12 protein-coding genes are annotated in these 16,308 nt (G+C 72.8%); 4 read left to right on the forward strand and 8 right to left on the reverse strand.

Annotated features, from left to right (window positions below):
• Nucleotides 1-7 precede the first annotated feature (7 nt).
• Nucleotides 8-916, reverse strand: a complete 909-nt coding sequence (locus WMF20_RS00385) for a dienelactone hydrolase family protein (RefSeq protein WP_437609648.1) — start codon at nucleotides 914-916, stop codon at nucleotides 8-10.
• Between the two features lie 55 nt (nucleotides 917-971).
• On the opposite strand from WMF20_RS00385, the gene WMF20_RS00390 reads away from it, so the two are divergent.
• On the forward strand, nucleotides 972-1,754 hold the full coding sequence (locus WMF20_RS00390) for a hypothetical protein (protein WP_437609650.1): 783 nt from the start codon (nucleotides 972-974) through the stop codon (nucleotides 1,752-1,754).
• Nucleotides 1,755-1,787: 33 nt separating this feature from the next.
• Here the strand turns inward: WMF20_RS00390 and WMF20_RS00395 are convergent, their stop codons facing one another.
• The 4 genes from WMF20_RS00395 to WMF20_RS00410 all read right to left on the reverse strand — a co-directional run bounded on the left by WMF20_RS00395 (nucleotide 1,788) and on the right by WMF20_RS00410 (nucleotide 6,506).
• Nucleotides 1,788-2,621, reverse strand: coding sequence for a hypothetical protein (locus WMF20_RS00395; protein WP_437609652.1), 834 nt, complete (start codon nucleotides 2,619-2,621; stop codon nucleotides 1,788-1,790).
• Nucleotides 2,622-2,786: 165 nt separating this feature from the next.
• The gene (locus WMF20_RS00400) at nucleotides 2,787-3,971 is read right to left on the reverse strand and encodes a PLP-dependent aminotransferase family protein (RefSeq protein WP_437609654.1); all 1,185 of its coding nucleotides are present in this window, start codon (nucleotides 3,969-3,971) and stop codon (nucleotides 2,787-2,789) included.
• Nucleotides 3,972-4,346: 375 nt separating this feature from the next.
• The gene (locus WMF20_RS00405) at nucleotides 4,347-5,162 is read right to left on the reverse strand and encodes a cellulose binding domain-containing protein (protein ID WP_437609656.1); all 816 of its coding nucleotides are present in this window, start codon (nucleotides 5,160-5,162) and stop codon (nucleotides 4,347-4,349) included.
• A gap of 540 nt (nucleotides 5,163-5,702) precedes the next feature.
• The gene (locus tag WMF20_RS00410; protein WP_165373722.1) at nucleotides 5,703-6,506 is read right to left on the reverse strand and encodes a nucleotidyltransferase domain-containing protein; all 804 of its coding nucleotides are present in this window, start codon (nucleotides 6,504-6,506) and stop codon (nucleotides 5,703-5,705) included.
• Between the two features lie 155 nt (nucleotides 6,507-6,661).
• On the opposite strand from WMF20_RS00410, the gene WMF20_RS00415 reads away from it, so the two are divergent.
• Nucleotides 6,662-7,132, forward strand: a complete 471-nt coding sequence (locus WMF20_RS00415; protein ID WP_437609659.1) for an ATP-binding cassette domain-containing protein — start codon at nucleotides 6,662-6,664, stop codon at nucleotides 7,130-7,132.
• A gap of 30 nt (nucleotides 7,133-7,162) precedes the next feature.
• Here WMF20_RS00415 and WMF20_RS00420 read toward each other — a convergent pair whose 3' ends face one another.
• A complete protein-coding gene (locus tag WMF20_RS00420; RefSeq protein ID WP_165373723.1) occupies nucleotides 7,163-7,627 on the reverse strand; it encodes an SRPBCC family protein in 465 nt (154 codons plus the stop codon).
• Between the two features lie 507 nt (nucleotides 7,628-8,134).
• Between WMF20_RS00420 and WMF20_RS00425 the strand changes: the two genes are divergently transcribed.
• Together WMF20_RS00425 and WMF20_RS00430 are read left to right on the forward strand one after the other, a co-directional pair.
• On the forward strand, nucleotides 8,135-9,760 hold the full coding sequence (locus tag WMF20_RS00425; protein ID WP_437609661.1) for an FAD-dependent monooxygenase: 1,626 nt from the start codon (nucleotides 8,135-8,137) through the stop codon (nucleotides 9,758-9,760).
• Nucleotides 9,761-9,937: 177 nt separating this feature from the next.
• Nucleotides 9,938-10,573 carry a TetR/AcrR family transcriptional regulator gene (locus WMF20_RS00430; protein WP_437609663.1) on the forward strand — a complete coding sequence of 212 codons (636 nt, stop codon included), beginning with the start codon at nucleotides 9,938-9,940 and terminating at the stop codon, nucleotides 10,571-10,573.
• Nucleotides 10,574-10,616: 43 nt separating this feature from the next.
• Here WMF20_RS00430 and WMF20_RS00435 read toward each other — a convergent pair whose 3' ends face one another.
• Together WMF20_RS00435 and WMF20_RS00440 are read right to left on the reverse strand one after the other, a co-directional pair.
• Entirely contained in the window at nucleotides 10,617-11,483 is an 867-nt protein-coding gene (locus WMF20_RS00435; protein WP_437609665.1) for an Hsp33 family molecular chaperone HslO, read from the reverse strand.
• A 559-nt stretch (nucleotides 11,484-12,042) separates the two neighbouring features.
• The gene (locus tag WMF20_RS00440; protein ID WP_437609667.1) at nucleotides 12,043-16,305 is read right to left on the reverse strand and encodes a hypothetical protein; all 4,263 of its coding nucleotides are present in this window, start codon (nucleotides 16,303-16,305) and stop codon (nucleotides 12,043-12,045) included.
• Nucleotides 16,306-16,308: the final 3 nt, after the last annotated feature.

Below are 16,308 nucleotides of genomic sequence, written 5' to 3' on the forward strand. Positions count from 1 at the left end.
GCAGCGCTCAGCCGAGGTGCTGCTTCAGGAACGCGATGCTCCGCTCCCACGCGATCTTGGCCGCATCGGCGTTGTAGACCTCGGGGCGCGTGTCGTTCGCGAACGCGTGGTCGGCGTCGTAGACGTGGAGCTCCATGGACTGGCCGCGGGCGGTGAGCTCTTTCCGGATCGCCTCGGCGGCGGCGGGCGTCGCCCACCCGTCGCGCGCGGCGAAGTGGGCGAGGATCGGTGCCTTGACGCGCGTGTAGTCGGGCGCGGGGCTCGGGATGCCGTAGAAGGGCACCACGGCCGCGAGCTCCGGGATCGTCGCCGCGGCGGCGAAGCTCAGCGCGCCGCCCATGCAGAAGCCCATGACGCCGACCTTGCCGTTCGACCGCTCGTGCGCCGCCAGGAAGCGGACCGCGCCGGCGATCTCCTCGAGGGCGCGCGGCTTGTCGAGCTCGGTCATGAGCCGGTTGGCCTCGGCGGCGTCCTTGGTGGTCTTGCCGTGGTAGAGGTCGGGCGCGAGGGCGACGAACCCGGCGGCGGCGAGCCGATCGAGCAGCGAGCGGACGTGGTCGTTCAGGCCCCACCACTCCTGGATCAGCACGACGGCGGGCGCCTTGCCGCCCTGCTTCGGCCAGACGATCTCGCCGGTCGCCGAGGACCCATCCTTCACGGGGAATGAAACCTTCTCGGACATGCGACTCCTCCCTTTCAAGGCGGGCACGGCCTTCGCCGGCCCCGGTGTGAGCGAGCGGGGCACGGCCTTCGCCGGCCCCAGTGAGCGAGCGGGGCACGGCCTTCGCCGGCCCCGGTGTGAACGAGCGGGGCACGGCCTTCGCCGGCCCCGGTGTGAACGAGCGGGGCACGGCCTTCGCCGGACCCTCGGGCGCGGCGCAGGATAACCGCGCGTCGCGTCGTGCGCATCGCGCATCGCGAGGCGCCGGGCGCGCGCTGCACGCCGGGCCGGCGCGGAGTAACATGAAGGCGTGGATCCGCTGGCGGAGCGATGGAGGCGGGCCGTCTCTTCCGTGAAAGAGCTCCGGCTGCGGGTCGCGTTCCTGCGGAGCGAGATGCTGCGCGCCGAGCCCGCCGCCGTCGCCCGCGCGCTCGACGACCTGTGCCGCGACGCCGAGCAGGCCGACCCCGCCGCGCGCGACGTGCTCGGCGCCGTCGTGCCGGTCCTCGCGGATCCAGCGCTCTCCGAGCGCGTCGCGCTGCTCCGGGAGCTCGCCGCCTCCCTCGCGCTCCTGTCGCTCTCGCGGCTCTTGCGCCGCAAGGCGCGGCGGCGCGAGGCGCAGCCGGCCTCGCCGGCGCCCGACGAGCGCCAGGTGGCCACGTCGGGCGCGGGCCGCGCGCTCACGCTCGGCGAGCGGCGCGCGCTCGCGCGGCGGCCGACGCGCGCCGCCTTCGACGCCCTGCTGCGGGATCCGCACCCGCTCGTCATCCGCAACCTGCTCGCGAACCCGCGCCTGACCGAGGATGACGTCGTCCGGCTCGCGGCGCGGCGCCCGGCGAGCCCGGAGGTCATGACGGAGATCGCGCGGCACCCCGAGTGGCCCCAGCGCGCGCGGGTGCGCATGGCGATCGTGCAGAACCCGGGCGCGCCGCCGGAGATCGCGGTGCCCATGGTGCGCCTCCTCCTGCGGCCCGAGCTCCTGCAGCTCGCGGCGGCGGCGGACGTGCCCGCGGTCGTCCGCGCCGCGGCGCGGGAGCTGCTCGAGCGCCGTCCGCCCGTCCCGCACAAGCCGGGCGGCGCGCTGGAGCAGTGAGCGGCCCCGCGGCGGCCCCGGCCGCGGCGCCCCTCACGGCTCCGGCCCGCCGCGGCGCCCCGCGCGGTCGCGGCGGCGCGCGCGCCGCGCCGCGGCCACGGCGAGCGCCGCCGCGAGGCCGGGCAGGGCGCCGCGCGCAGGGCCGGCGGCGTGCGCGCAGGCCGCCGCCGACGCGCCGTCCCCCGACCGCGCGGGGCGCGCGTGCGCGCAGGCCGCGCCGAGATCGGGCGCCGTCCAGGGCTGGTGGAACGCCATCGCGCGCTCCTCGGGGTCGTCCACGTTGCTGAGCTCCTCGCTCGGCTCGTCGCCGAGCGCGATCCAGAGCCGCACGCGGCGCGCCTCCGGGCTCCACGCGACCAGGTGATACGTCCCGGTCTCCGGCACCTCCATCTGCAGCTCGAGCAGGAGCCAGGAGCGGGCGCCGGTGACGGGCTCGCGGACCACCTCCGGCGCGTGCTCGCTCGGGGTCGAGAAGAGCCGCGCGCCGAGCCCCGCGGGCGCCTTGAAGGGCAGCGCCGCGGCCCGCGGCAGGCCGGGGCCGAGCAGCGCGAGGGAGGGGCGCTCGCGGCGGAGCGCGTCCATCTCCGGCACGCCGAGCTGCACGCGCAGCGTCTCTCCCTGCGCCGCGTCGAGCGTCAGCCACACCGGGCGGCTCGGACAGCCGAGCTCCGAATACACGATGCGAGAAAGGTGGAGCCCGGAGAACTCGAGAGCCTCCTCGGCGCTCGAGTGATCTCCGTAATCGAAGAAGATCTCGCGTGCGCGCGCGGGGGGCGCCGACGCGAGCAGGGCCGCCAGCGTGACGGCCAGGAAGGCGAGGCGCTCGAGGCGCCCGCGGAGCGTCGCGCGGCGGGTCCGGATGATCATGTCCCTCGACGCGATCTCTGGGGCCGAAGATCGGTCTGTCGACGCCGGACGCGCCGCGCCGCGAGGCGGGAAATCGCCCGTCGCGGGGAAGACGCCGGGAAAGCCCGGGAAGGGGAGGACGAGGGCGATGCGCGGCGCCGGCCGCGCTCGCGGGCGCGTGCGGCGCTACGCGACCTCGGCCCAGCACCGCGCGAGGCGGCGGATCCCCTCGTCGAGGTCCTCGTCGCGCTCGACGGACGAGAAGCACAGCCGGAGGGCGAACGGGGTCACGGCGCCGTTCGCGCGGAACAGCGACCCCGGATCGAAGGCGACGCCGTGCTCGATGGCGGCGGCCAGGAAGAACGCCTCGTTCGGCTCGGCGTCGGGCTCGACCCAGATCGCGAAGCCGCCGGCCGGCGGCTCGAACCTCCAGCCGGGCAGGTACCGGCGGAGCGCTTGCTCCAGGCGGGCGGCGCGGCGGGCGTAGAACTCGCGCAGGCGCACGAGCCGCTGATCGAAGTCCTCGTTGCGGAGGTAGTCTTCCAGGATCGCCTGCGGCAAGCTGGCCGCCTGCAGATCGGCGGCCTGCTTCAGCTTGAGGACGTCGGCCCGGAGCGCGCGCGGGGGCACGAGCCAGCCGACGCGGAGCCCCGGGCACAGCGTCTTCGAGAACGTCCCGACGTGGAACACGCGATCGGGCGCCTCGGCCAGGAGCGGCCGCGGGGCGGCGCCGTCGAAGCTGAGATCCGCGTAGGCGTCGTCCTCGATGATGGGCCGGAGGGTCGACAGGACCTTGGCCCGCTCGCGGGGCGACATCCTGCGGCCGCGCGGGTTCGAGACGGCGGGCATGAGGTAGTGGGCGTCGACGTGGCGCCCGTCGTCGACGACGGTCGCGCCGAGCGCCTGGAACAGCTCGAGCGCCCCGGGGTAGCTCTCGGGGTCGACGCCGATCCTGGCGCCCGGCCCGCGGAGCATCTGCGCGGCGAGCGACACGGCCTGCTGCGCGCCGCTCGTCACGATGACGTCGTCGCCGGCGACGCTGGCGCCGCGCCGCCGCAGCTGCCCGGCGATCCAGGAGCGGAGGTCCTCGTCGCCCTCGGGCCAGCCGTACTGGAGCGCCGGGCAGCTGGGGGTCTGGAGCGCGCGGACGAACGACGCCGCGAGCTTCGTGCGCGGGAACTCCCCCGGCGCCGGCAGCCCGCCCGCGAAGCTGATGAGGCCCGGCGTGCCTGCGGCGCGCCGCTTCAGCGTCTCGAACCGGCCGAGGCCGAGCCGCGGCCCGCTCCGCGGCGGAGCCTGCGAGCTCGGGGCCTGCGACGGCCGGGTGTGGGATGACGGGGGCGGAAGGGGGGCGAGCGCGGTAGCGTCCATAGATTTGAGAGTCCGGACGCCGCTTATTCAAGGATGGTGCCGTCAGCGCTGTCCGTCTCCAGACGGAGCGGAAACCCTCGGGATCGGTGGCAGGACGTAATTCCCTGGAAATTTGGTTACATCGCGGCAACGCGGGAGGGGCGAAGGCGCGTTGCTGGGTGTGGCGTGCTCGCGCGGCGTGTCAGGCTGCCACAGCGCAACGACGGGCGTGCAGGGGTGTCCTCGAGACGGACGCGGTCTGGAAATACGACCATCGTGGTCTGAGCGGCGAGGGCTCTGCCAGGAGATCCGTGCCCGGAGCACGCTGCGCGCTGGGCGTGAAGCGCGCTCGCGAGGCGTTTCGCCCGGGCCGGTCGTCGGGGGGTGTTCGGCTGATTAGGGCTCTACGCCCCAGGCGAGCTCGCCGTCGTGGTAGACGGTGAGCTGCATCGAGGGCGTCCAGGCCGTCGTCGCCTCGAAGGAGTAGTCGTCGGTCTGGGTCATGCGGTCGTAATCGGCGCTGTAGATGCGGAGCTGCACCTCTCCGGACGTGGCGCCCGGGGCGAGGCTGCCAGCGGCGGCGACGAAGCCGAGCTCGAAATAGCGATCGGCGTCCGTGCCAGACGCTGCGCCGAAGGTCCTGACGGTGTTGTCGCACCCGCCGGTGGTCGCCGCATGGTCGCATGCGCTCCTGAGATTCACTATCGCGACGTCGGCCGTGAACCAGTAGCGAATCGTCAGATCGCTGAGCGCGACGCTCTCAGCGCTGGTGTTCTTGACCCGGACCTGGAACGACAGCTGCTGGGACTCGGCGCCGGTCTCCCTCGCCGCGTACTGCAGCTCGAGCGCCGGGGTGGTCGGGCCGCCGGTGGTGGAGCTCGCGGTGGTGGAGCTCGTGGCGCTGCCGCCGCCGACGCCCGTCGTGGCGCTGGTCGTGCTGCTCGCGGTGGTGCTGACCGAGCTGCTCGTGGTGGAGCTCGTCGTGCTGCTCGTGGTGGAGCTGGTGGTGCTGCTCGCCGTGGTGCTCGTCACGCCAGCGCCGCCGTCGCCGCCGGCCCCGCCGACGCCGCCGGCGCCGCCGTCCCCGCCTGCCGAGCTGCTCACCGTCGTGCTCGCGACACCGCCGCCGGAGCCGGACGTGCCGCTCGTCGCGGAGCTGGTCGTGCTGCTCGTGGTCGACACCGAGGACCCCGCGCCGCTCGAGCTGGTCACGCCGATCGAGGTCGAGGTGGGGCTGCCTCCGCCTCCCCCGCCGTCGCCGCCCAGACTGGAGCCTTCGGCGCACGCCGCGAGCATCAGGAGGGAGGCGGCAGCGAGAGCCCTCGAGCCCTCCAGCCAGGAGCGCGATTCTCCAACTCGATGGTTGCAACTGCCCGGCAGGAGCGGCGCTCCTGCCCTCGCCGACATCTTCATCCGAAGACCCGGGATACAAGCTGCTTCGGACGTCCTCGGGCCGAGCAGCGACGCACACCTCGCTATCGGTCGCATCTTGAGTACTCCTGCGAGCGCCCGACCCTGTCCGAAGGTCGAACGGAAGGAAGTTGAGCTCGGAAGCTTAACCAGATCCCCTCGGCGCCAGCAAGAAGTTTGGGCGCAGGAGCAGCGTTGTTTTGGTAATTTTCTGCTGATGCCGCGGTCGCTATGTGGAGCTTTCCTGTGCACAGGTATGCGCACAGGTAGGCGACGAACACGGGCCGATGCAGGGGGAGCCCTTGTGTTCTCGCCGCCTGTGTCCCGGCCCGCGGGGCCGCCTCACGCGTCCTCCAGCGGAGGCGGCGCGTGGAGCCAGTTGAGCTCGGAGTCCTCCATGAACCGCGTCTGCCACTGGGCGGGTCTCTCCCAGTCACGAAACGAGAGCACCGCGCCGCAGAACGCCTCGCCCGTGCTCTTGCCCGGCGCGCGGATGAGCTCGTCGGCGAGGCGCAGGAGATCCGCCGGCTTCTCGGGCGCGTCCGCGACGAAGGCCCTCACCCACTTGTGGTATGGATAGAGGATGCGGTTGTGCGCCAGGATCAGCCGATAGCCGAAGAGCACCGCGCGCGACGCGGCCCAGGTCAGGAGATAGCGGTTGTCGTGCTGCTCCGCCGACTCGAGATAATACCGCATCGCCTCCAGCTGGGCGATGAAGCCCAGCATCTTGTGCGCGCGCTCGTGCTCGGGATAGGCCGAGATCGCGCGCACCAGGCCGTCGATCTCCGGGAGCCGCGACCAGGCGACCATCGCGCCCAGGAACGCCGAGCGCGCCGGCTCGCTGCCGCGCTCGCGGGTCTTCTGGAGCAGGTCGAGGCTGACGATCTTGCCGTCGACGTACCCGCCCGGATAGTCCACGAGGCCCTCGTCCGAGGCGACGTAGACGAGCTCGCCGGTCGCCTGGCGCCGCCTCTGCTCCTCCTCGGTGACCACCCAGAAGAAGTCGATGTCGGACGTCTCCTTCGCCAGCCCCTTCGCCTGGGAGCCGCCGATGATGACGGCCAAGGAGCACGGGTCCGCGCTCAGCCGCTCGACGAGGCGCGATACGGTCCGGAGATGGTGCGGTCGATAGTTCGGTTCTCGCATTGAAGTCATCCACGCTTTCTTGCCCCGAGGAGCTCGCCTCCCGGAGGGCCGTCGTACGGTAGCGCGGCCGCGCGGAGACTTCCCGCTCGGAGGCTCGCCGCGCAACGCGATCGGCGAGATCCGGAGCGGCCTCGCCGATCGCGCCCCTCGCGTTCGTGGGGGACAACGGGGCCGGCAAGTCGACCCTGATCGAGACCATCGCCGGCATCTTCCCGCCCGACGGCGGCGAGATGCGGTTCGGCGGGCAGCCGATCACGCTGCGGGGGCCCAAGGACGCGTCGAGGCTCGGGCTCGCGACCGTGTATCAGGACCTCGCCCTGTGCGACAACACTCGATTCCTGGCGACCTCGCGGCTGCTCGCGGTCAATCAGTCGTCCGGCGGCGGGGACGTGCTGCTCGACGCGATCGCCGCGGCCGTGATCGGGGGGACGAGCCTGTTCGGGGGCCGACGCACCGTGTGGTCGGCGCTGACGGGGGCGCTATTGATCGGGTCGATCTCGAACGGGATGGATCTGCCGGCGCTCCCCTCGTCGGTGAAGTTCATGGTGACGGGCGCGGCGCTGCTCGCGGCCGTGGCGATCGAGGCGCTCGCGAGGTCCGGCCGGCAGCCGGCTGGGCGGTCCTGAGGGCGGCTTGCCGGCGGGGCCGCGGGCGCGTCATGCGGCGGGCTCGGGCGGCGAGGCCTCGAGGCGCGCCTTTTCGGCGAGCAGCAGCTCGGTGAACGCTGCGGTGAACAAGCGCCTGGCGAGCGAGCCGAGGAGGTCGCCGACGAGCGGCACCGGGACGTCGAAGCGCGATGTCCAGTCGACCTCCGTGCCGTCGCCGCGCGAGGTGAAGCGGAGGCGCGAGCCGTGGTGCTGGAGCGGCTGGGTGCTCTCGAGGATCTGGTAGTCGAACGAGGAGGGGCGCTCGAAGGCCGTGATCTCCTCGACGTAGCGGATCCGCTTCCCGACACGCACCTCGCGGAGGGCGCCGAGGCCGTTGCGCTCGGTGAGCCCCGGCCGGATGAGCTTCGTGTGGGTGCCGTCCCCGGAGCGAAGAAAGCTTTCGTGATCGGCCACCGCGTCGAAGACGCGCTCGACCGGGGCGTGGATGTAGACGTTGACGTGGACCTCTGCCATGCGGCGACCATCGCATGGATCCCGCGGAGCAAGCACGCGGGGCGGGGTGGGGGAGAGGGGAGAGAGGGGGGGCGGGGAAGATCCGTCCATGACGGGATTTGTGGGACGAGCTCAACCTGGGTCGGTCGGCAGAGCTCAACCTGGGTCGGTCGGCAGAGCTCAACCTGGGTCGGTCGGCAGAGCTCAACCTGGGTCGGTCGGCAGAGCTCAACCTGGGTCGGTCGGCAGAGCTGTCGGCAGAGCTGTCGGCAGAGCTCAACCTGGGTCGGCCGGCAGAGCTCAACCTGGGTCGGTCGGCAGAGCGCAACCCGGGCAGTCGGCCCCCCGAGGCGGCTGCCCTGCTCTGCTCTGCTGCCTCAACCTGGGTGGGGCGGATGAGGGGCCGGCGACGGGGTGGAGCCATGCCACCTCAACCACGTTGCGGTTGACGGTGGGGACGGTCCCCTTGCCAACACGCTTGCTCTGCCTTAGGTGAGTGAGTGCTCACTCACCAATTGGAGGCGGGTCATGGCGGGAGCACTGGACGCGCTGGTGGTCGGCGGAGGGCCGACGGGGTTGACGATGGCCGGGGAGCTCGCCCGGCGGGGGCTCACGGTGCGGATCGTGGACAAAGCACCGGAGCCGCCCTCGGATCACTCGAGAGCGCTCGCAGTTCAGACACGGACGATGGAGCTCTTCCGCAGGATGGGGATCGTCGATCTCGCCATGGAGCGCGCCGTGCGCGTGGGCGGCATCAACGTCCTCCTCTCCAACGAGCGACGCGCCCGGCTGTCGATCTTCGACTTCCCGGAGCTGTCCACGCCGATCCCGGGCATCTTCATCCTCCAGCAGTTCGATACCGAGCGCGTCCTGGCCTCCCGGCTCTCCGGGCTGGGCGTGACGCTCGAGCGCGGCGTCGGGCTCGCCTCCTACACGCAGGACAGCGCCGGCGTCACGTGCACGCTCCGCCGAGCCGACGGGAGCAGCGAAGAGGTGCGCGCCAGGTGGCTGCTCGGCTGCGACGGCGCGCACAGCCCTGTCCGCAAGGGCGCCGACATCGCCTTCGAGGGCGACACCTACGACGATCACTGCATGCTCGGCGACCTCATCATCGACTGGCCGCTGCCCGACGGCGACATCTACATCAGCCCCTCGCGCCGGGGCGTCGCCGCAGCGTTTCCTGTGCCCGGCAGCCACCGGTTCCGGGTCATCCTCATCCGGCCCGAACCGCCGCCGACGCACGACGCACAGGTCTCGCCCGAGGAGTTCGAGGCCGCGATGCGCGAGATGATCCCGGTTCCCTTCAAGGTCCAGCAAGCGATCGTCCTCTCGCGCTACCGGCTCCACCACCGCGTGGCCGCGCGGCTGCGCAAAGGGCGCGTGTTCCTCGCCGGCGACGCGGCGCATATCCACAGCCCGGCCGGCGGGCAGGGTATGAACACCGGGATCCAGGACGCCTACAACCTGGCGTGGAAGCTCGCGGCCGTCGAGCAGGGCCGGATGCCCGCGTGGCTGCTGGACACCTACGAGGTGGAGCGGCTCCCCGTGGCGCGCAGGCTGATCGGCTTCACAGACCGCCTCTTCGGCCTCATGGCCGGTCACGGTCCGGTAGGCCGGACCCTGCGCGCGATCGCGCCGCGCCTCGCGTCCCGCGCCCTCGGCATCTCCGCCGTGCAGCGCCGGATCCTGGGATTCGTCTCGCAGCTCAAGATCCGCTACCGGAAGAGCCCGCTGTCGGTGCAGATCGGCAGCCCACCGGCTCACGGGCCCCGCGCCGGGGATCGCGCGCCGGACGCCGTGGTCCGCAGCGCGGCGGGAGAGCAGGTCCACCTCTTCGACCTGATGCGCGACGCCGAGCTCACGCTGCTGCTCTTCACCGGCACGCAGGCGGACGGCGGGGCGCGCGAGCACGCCCGAAAGCTTGCAGCGCAGCTCGGCAGGCCGGACCTCGAGGTCCTGGTCATCGGCGCGCTCGACGGCGGAGGCTTCGCGGATCCCGACGGGCACGCCCACGCGGCGTACGGCGTCGCGTCCTCGGCCGCCGTCCTCGTCCGGCCGGACGGTTACGTCGGCGTGCGCAGCGACCCGCTCGACGAGGGCGAGCTCCGGCAGGCCCTCGGCCGGCTCTTCACGCGCAGCCCCGAAGCCGCCTAGCGCGGCGGCCGCTGGAGGCGCGTCGGGCGTCCGGACGACGGGAGAAGCGCGCGCCGCTTTAGAGCGCAGCGCCTCGCGCGCGACGGCGGGCGCCGCTCGCGGTCCGCCCCGCGGCGGCGGTCGAAATGCGTCCGGATCGCGGGCGGGCGGTACTAGAGGTGAGCAGAGGGAACGCCGATGAGCCGACGACCGCGCTCGAACGACACCTTGACCGAGGCGCAACGAAAGATCGTCGAGGCCGCGGTGGCTGCGTTCGCAGAGCACGGGTTCCGCGGGACCGCGACCAGGGACATCGCCCGGCGCGCGGGGGTCGCAGAGGCGACGATCTTCAAGTACTTCCCCACCAAGAGGGACCTCCTCCTCGGGGTGATCGGTCCCGTCATGGAGCAGCTCGTGGGGCCCGCGTTGGCGCGCTCCATGGACCCGCTCTTCGACGCGACGTACCCGACCGTCGAGGCTTTCCTGCGGGCGCTCCTCGCCGAGCGCACCGCGTTCGTGCGCGCGCACCCGCAGCTCGTGCGCATCCTCGCGCAGGAGCTGCCGTTCGACGCCGAGCTGCGGATCGGCATCGCCAGCCGGGTGTACGCGCCGTTCCTCGCGAAGGGGATCGCCCAGATCGAGCACTTCCAGCGCGAGGGCCAGATCGTCGGCTGGCCGCCCGCCCTCGTCCTCCGCTGCATCGCCTCGACGTTCGCGGGATACATCCTCCACCGCGTGTTCATCGCCCCCGAGGCGGCGTGGGATGACGAGGCCGAGATCGAGCGGGTCATCGCCTTCGTACTCCGCGGCCTCTCGCCCGGTCAGCCAGCGTGACCTCGCGCGACCCGGCGCACCGGCCGCGCGCCGCGGGCGGCGATCAGCTCGTCGTCAGCAGCGAGCGGAGCTGCGACGGCGATACCTGGTAGTCCTTGCCGCAGTAATCGCAGCGGATGTCGAGGACCTTCCCGTCCTCGACCATCTCCTCGATGTCGGTCCGCGGCAGGCTCGCCAGCGTGGTCATGACCCGGAGCTCGCTGCAGCGACAGCTGAAGCTGAGCGGCGAGTCGTCGAGCCGCGAGAACGGCATGCCGTAGAGCAGCTCCTCGAGCAGCACGTCCGCCGAGGCGCCTTCGTGCGCGAGCACGTCGTCGAGGCGCTCGAAATCCTTGAGCCGCTCGGTCATCACCATGAGCGGGCCGCGCTCGACCTCCGGGAGGAGCTGCACCAGATATCCGCCCGAGGCGCCGACGCCGTTCTCGCCGATCAGCGTCGCCACCGCGATCATCGAGACGACCTGCTCCGACTCCTGCATGTACGTCATCAAGCCGCCGGAGATGCCGCCCTCGGCCGGGACCTCGACGACGCCTTGATGAAGCATGCCGTTCGGCAGCGTGCGCATGACCTGCAGCAGCGATCCTTCGCCGATCTCCAGCGCGCTCTTCTCGGCGGCGCCCTTGCCCAGGTTGACCAGGCCGCGGCTCGTGCCATCCGGGTGCGAGTCGGCCACGAGGGTCCCGTGGCCGGTCGCGCCCTTGACGATCGCCTGCACGCGCAGGTTGGGCGCCATCGCCTCGCGCACGAGGATGGCGCCGGTGATCAGCTCTCCCAGCCGCTGCGCGGTCGCGCCGGTGGCCGATTGCACCGCGATGGCTCCGCGCACGGTCTTGGTGGTCAGCGCCGTGATGACGCGAAAAGCGCCATCCATCGTGATGGCGCGGACGACGGAATCAGAAGGTCGGAGCAAGATGCACTCTCCCGTGAAGAAATATCGTTAAGCCACGGACGGCAGATGGCAACCCGCGGCGGATGCGACCCGGGCGGGGGGGGCGGCGCTCGGACCTGCTGGTCCCGTCGGCAGCCTGGGCTGGGGCGGGTCCGGCGCAACCTGGGTCGGGTCCGCGCGGGGTCGAGTCCGCGGGGCAGGGCGGGGTGGCCGCGACCGGGGTCGGGTCCGCGGGGCGGGGGGGCGGCCGCAACCTGGGTGGGGCGGCCGCAACCTGGGTGGGGCGGCCGCAACCTGGGTCGGGTCCGCGGGGCGGGGGCGGCCGCAACCTGGGTCGGGTCCGCTCCGGTCCGCTCCCCGCAACCTGGGTCGGGTCCGCTTGTCCGCTCCGGTCCGCTCCCCGCAACCTGGGTCGGGTCCGCCGGGGCAACCTGGGTCGGGTCCGCTGGGTCGGGTCCGCTGGGGTCGGATCCGCTGCTCCGCCCCAGGGGGCTCGCCTGACAGGCAAACCGAAATTCTTCAGCGAATCACGACCCGGCGCCCCCACCTGCTCCGAGCGGAGGCGCCGTCGCGGAAGGACTCAGCCGCGCCGGCGGCGTCGGTGCAGCGCGGCGGCGCAGGTGCCGACCGCGAGCAACGCCCACGGCACCGAGGGGCTGCCGTGACCGTCCCCGCCCGCCGTGCAGGCGCAGCCACCGCCTTGCACCACGATCCCGTCGCCGAGCGGCGCCGTGGGGCACGGACCGATGCTGCTGTCCTCGTTGCGGCAACCCGCGACGCACTGCTTCGTCGCCTCGTCGCACACCATGCCGGCGTCGCAATCGCTGTCCCGCGCGCACGTCACGGGCCGGTCGTCCGCAGGATTGTTCGGATCGCGCTCGCCCGCGTCGACCACGCCGTCGTGATCCTCGTCCTCCTCGCCGTCGATGGCGCCGCCGCCGTCGGTGTCGGCCTTCGTCGGATCCGTCGTCGTGGCCCCGTTGTCGCCGTCGGGCACGCAGGTCCCCGCGTCGGCGTCGGTGTCCGCATGCGAGCAGTCCTTGCCCAGCTCGGTCCCGTCAAAGAGCCCGTCCCCGTCGCTGTCGGGATCGAGCGCGTTGATCTTCCCGTCGTCGTCCGTGTCGGCGCCGGGCTCGCGCTCCTCGCCGTCGAGCACCCCGTCGTCGTCGCTGTCCGCGTCGTCCGGATCGGTGCCGAGCGCCGTCTCCTCGGCGTTCGAGAGGCCGTCGCCGTCACGGTCGCCGCGGTCATCCCCGGGGTCGTTCGGATCGGTCTCGTCGCTCCCCTCGTCGACCATGCCGTTGTGGTTCCGGTCCTCCTCGCCGTCGCTCGCGCCGCCCCGATCGGTGTCGGGGTCCACGACGCTCGTCGTCGAGGCCCCACCATCGGCGTCCGGCGTGCAAGTCCCGGCGTCGACGGCGGTGTCTTCGTCCGCGCAGTCCTTCCCCGCCTCGGTGCCGTCGAAGAGCCCATCGCCGTCGCTGTCCGCATCCAGGACGCCCGGCTGCCCGTCGCCGTCGCCGTCGTCGCTGGGGTTCGGCTCATCGCCGTCGAACAGACCGTCGTCGTCGCTGTCGCGATCTCCCGGATCCGATCCGAGGTACGCCTCGAGGTCGTCGCCCAGCCCGTCGCCGTCGCTGTCGACGTTCTGGTCGTCGTCGTCGCCGTGGCCGGCGGTCGGGTCGGTCTCGCCGGCCTCGATCGCGCCGTTCAGGTTCGCGTCCTCGGAGCCGTCGCTCGCGCCACCCCGATCGCTGTCACGGAGCACCGCCGACGTCCTCGTCGCCCCGCGGTCGGCGTCCTCCCTGCAGTGCCCAGCGTCCGCGTCGGTGCCGAGGCCGTCGCAGGCGAGGCCGAGCTCCGTGCCGTCGAAGAGCCCGTCGTCGTCGCTGTCCACGTCGCGCACGTTGATCAGCCGGTCGCCGTCCGTGTCGTCCGAAGGGTTCGGCTCCTGCCCGTCCTGCACGCCGTCGTCGTCCGTGTCCGCGTCGCCAGGATCCGTGCCCAGCGTCTCCTCGAGATCGTCGCTCAGCCCGTCGCCGTCGCCGTCGGCGTTTCCGCTGTCGTCGTCGCCGTGCCCGCGGGTCGGGTTGGTCTCGCCGTTGTCCGCGACCCCGTTCAGGTTGGCGTCCTCGGAGCCATCGGTCACGCCGCCGTTGTCCGTGTCCGCGTCGAGCGGCGACGTCTTCGTGGCGCCGGCGTCCGCGTCCGGGGTGCAGCGCCGCGCCGGCGCGTCCGTGCCGGGGCCGTCGCAGGCGAGGCCGAGCTCGGTCCCGTCGAAGAGGCCGTCGTTGTCGCTGTCGACGTCGAGCGCGTTGATGAGGCCGTCGCCGTCGGTGTCGTCCGCCGGGTTCGGCTCGAGCCCGTCGCGCACCCCGTCGTCGTCGGAGTCGGCGTCGTCGGGGTCCGTGCCCAGCGTCGCCTCGAGCTTGTCGCTCAGCCCGTCGCCGTCGCTGTCGGCGTTCTGCCCGTCATCCGCCCCATGGCCCAACGTCGGGTCGGTCTCGCCTGCGTCCATGACGCCGTTGAGGTTGACGTCCTCCGACCCGTCGGTCGCGCCGCCGCGGTCGGTGTCCGGGTCGATCGGCGAGGTCGTGGTGGCCCCGCTGTCGCCGTCGGGCCTGCAGCTGCCCGCCGCGACATCGGTGCCCGGTCCGCTGCAGCCGAGGCCGAGCTCGGTGCCGTCGAAGAGGCCGTCGTTGTCACTGTCGACGTCGAGCGCGTTGATGAGCCCGTCGCCGTCGTGATCATCCGTCGGGTTCGGCTCGCGCCCGTCGCGTACGCCGTCGTCGTCGGAGTCGGCGTCGTTCGGGTCCGTGCCGAGGTGCTCCTCGAGCTTGTCGCTCAGCCCGTCGCCATCGCTGTCGGCGACCTGGCGGTCGTCGGCGCCGTGCCCCGTCGTCGGATCCGTCTCGCCCTCGTCGAGCACGCCGTTCAGGTTCGCATCCTCGGAGCCGTCGAGCGCGCCGCCGTTGTCGGTGTCGGCGTCCAGCGGATCGGTCGTGGTCGCCCCGGCGTCGCCGTCGGGCACGCAGTGCCCCGCGAGCGCGTTCGTCCCCGGGCCGTTGCAGTCCGTCAGCCCGACCTCGGTCCCGTCGAAGAGGCCGTCGTTGTCGCTGTCGACGTCCCGCGCGTTGACGAGCCCGTCGCCGTCGGTGTCGCGATCCCAGAGCTCCTCGTCGCCGTCGCTGATCCCGTCGTCGTCGGTGTCGGCGTCGTTCGGGTCCGTGCCGGCGGCGATCTCGTCGCCGTCGCTCAGCCCGTCGCCGTCGCTGTCGACAAGGATCGTCGTGGGCGGCGCGCCCGCACCCGCGCCGTTGCCGTCCGTCGGGTAGTCCTGGGCCGATCCGCCCGCCGGGCTCTGCCCGGTGACGATCGCCTGGTTCGCGATCTCGCCGTTCGTGCCCGGGTCGATGGTGACGCGGAACCGCACCGTCGTGGTCTCGTCGACGCCGAGCGACCCGCCCTGGGCCGCGTTGGCGTCGTTGCCGAGCCGGATGCGGACCGTCCTCGTGCCGGCGATGTACTCGCCCTCGTCGTCGCCGGCCGCGTCGGTCACGCCGCCCATGTTCGGGCCCGCGGTGATCTCGAGCGAGCCCGGCACGTAGGTGACCCCGGGCGGCAGCGGATCGTTCAGCACGACCCTCGCGGCGCTGTCGTCCCCGGTGTTCGCGACGATGATCGTGTATTCGAGCGTATCGCCCGGCGCGACGCCGCCGCCGTTGAGGTCCAGGACCGACTTGGTCGACTTGGCCAGATCCGGCAGCCGCGTCGGCACCGACGTGATGAGGCCGCCGAGCAGGTAGCTGTCGTTGCCCAGGACCACCGCCCGGACCTCCGCCGACGTGTCGCCCGGTCTGAGCAGGTTGGACGGGACCTGGACCACGTCGATGTCGATGCCGCTCATGCTCAGCGGCCCGCCGGTGAGCCGCGGCAGATCGCCCAACGCCGACGCCGGCGCGCCGAGGAACGACCGGGAGCTGTTGAAGAAGTCGTTCACCGGGTTCACCGCGTCGAAGAGCCCGGTCCGGTTCCACTCGATGCCGTCGCCGGTCGTGCTGTCGCCGTCGTAGCCGATGACACCGAGCTTCGCCGTGCCCGCGCCCGAGGGGACGACGAACCCCGAGATCGTCCACCCCACCGCCTCGCCGTCGAACACCATGTCGAGCCCGTCGAAGACGGCGAGGTTGCGGGCGGGCGCGGTGGTCAGCTCGTAGAGCACGACCATCCACCAGCCGGCGAACACGAAGGACTTGTTCACGTCGTTGAGGGCGATCGCGTTGGAGATGCCGCCCAGGCGGTAGGCGCCCGCGCCGCGCGCCCGCACGATCTCGGTGACGTCGGCCACCGCCTGGGCGTGGATGTCGCTGGAGGACACCTCGCCGGAGAGCGTGCCGGTCACGCTGTTGCTGAAGGTGCCGGGCCGATCCAGGGTCACGGTGAGATCGGCCGAGCCCGTGGCGCGGCTCGCCGCCCAGTAGAGGTAGGCGTGGGTCACCCGCGCGCCCGCGGGGAGGTTGAGGACCGCGGTGGTTCGGGCCGCCGAGGGAGCCACCGTGGGGCTCGCCTCGGCCTGCCCCGCGAGCGGGCTGTCGGCCCGCCAGTAGACGTCGGGCGCCGAGTCCCCGAGCGTCGCGTCCGCGCCGCAGTTCGCGGCGACCGAGCCCACCAGGGGCGCGGGCGTGGACGGCCCGCACTCGTGCGCGAGCGTGTTGCCGATGAGGACGAAGTCGCCGCGCTGCGCGACCTGGACCCGGCGCACCGGCGCCGCGCCCGCGGTCCCCGAGAGCGCCCCGAGCAGCGCGGCGCCGGTCAGCCCCGTGATTGCCAATCGCTTTGCCATCGA

It is taken from the genome of Sorangium sp. So ce834, from assembly GCF_051521425.1.
In the GTDB taxonomy this organism is placed as follows: Bacteria; Myxococcota_A; Polyangia; order Polyangiales; family Polyangiaceae; genus Sorangium; species Sorangium cellulosum_D.

Excerpts from the sequence above, each read along its gene's own strand:
- WMF20_RS00410 (WP_165373722.1), bottom strand. The coding sequence starts at position 6,506 with ATGCGAGAACCGAACTATCGACCGCACCATCTCCGGACCGTATCGCGC.
- WMF20_RS00385 (WP_437609648.1), bottom strand. The coding sequence starts at position 916 with ATGCGCGATGCGCACGACGCGACGCGCGGTTATCCTGCGCCGCGCCCG.
- WMF20_RS00395 (WP_437609652.1), bottom strand. The coding sequence starts at position 2,621 with ATGATCATCCGGACCCGCCGCGCGACGCTCCGCGGGCGCCTCGAGCGC.
- WMF20_RS00440 (WP_437609667.1), bottom strand. The coding sequence starts at position 16,305 with ATGGCAAAGCGATTGGCAATCACGGGGCTGACCGGCGCCGCGCTGCTC.
- WMF20_RS00420 (WP_165373723.1), bottom strand. The coding sequence starts at position 7,627 with ATGGCAGAGGTCCACGTCAACGTCTACATCCACGCCCCGGTCGAGCGC.
- WMF20_RS00425 (WP_437609661.1), top strand. The coding sequence starts at position 8,135 with ATGGCGGGAGCACTGGACGCGCTGGTGGTCGGCGGAGGGCCGACGGGG.
- WMF20_RS00430 (WP_437609663.1), top strand. The coding sequence starts at position 9,938 with ATGAGCCGACGACCGCGCTCGAACGACACCTTGACCGAGGCGCAACGA.
- WMF20_RS00400 (WP_437609654.1), bottom strand. The coding sequence starts at position 3,971 with ATGGACGCTACCGCGCTCGCCCCCCTTCCGCCCCCGTCATCCCACACC.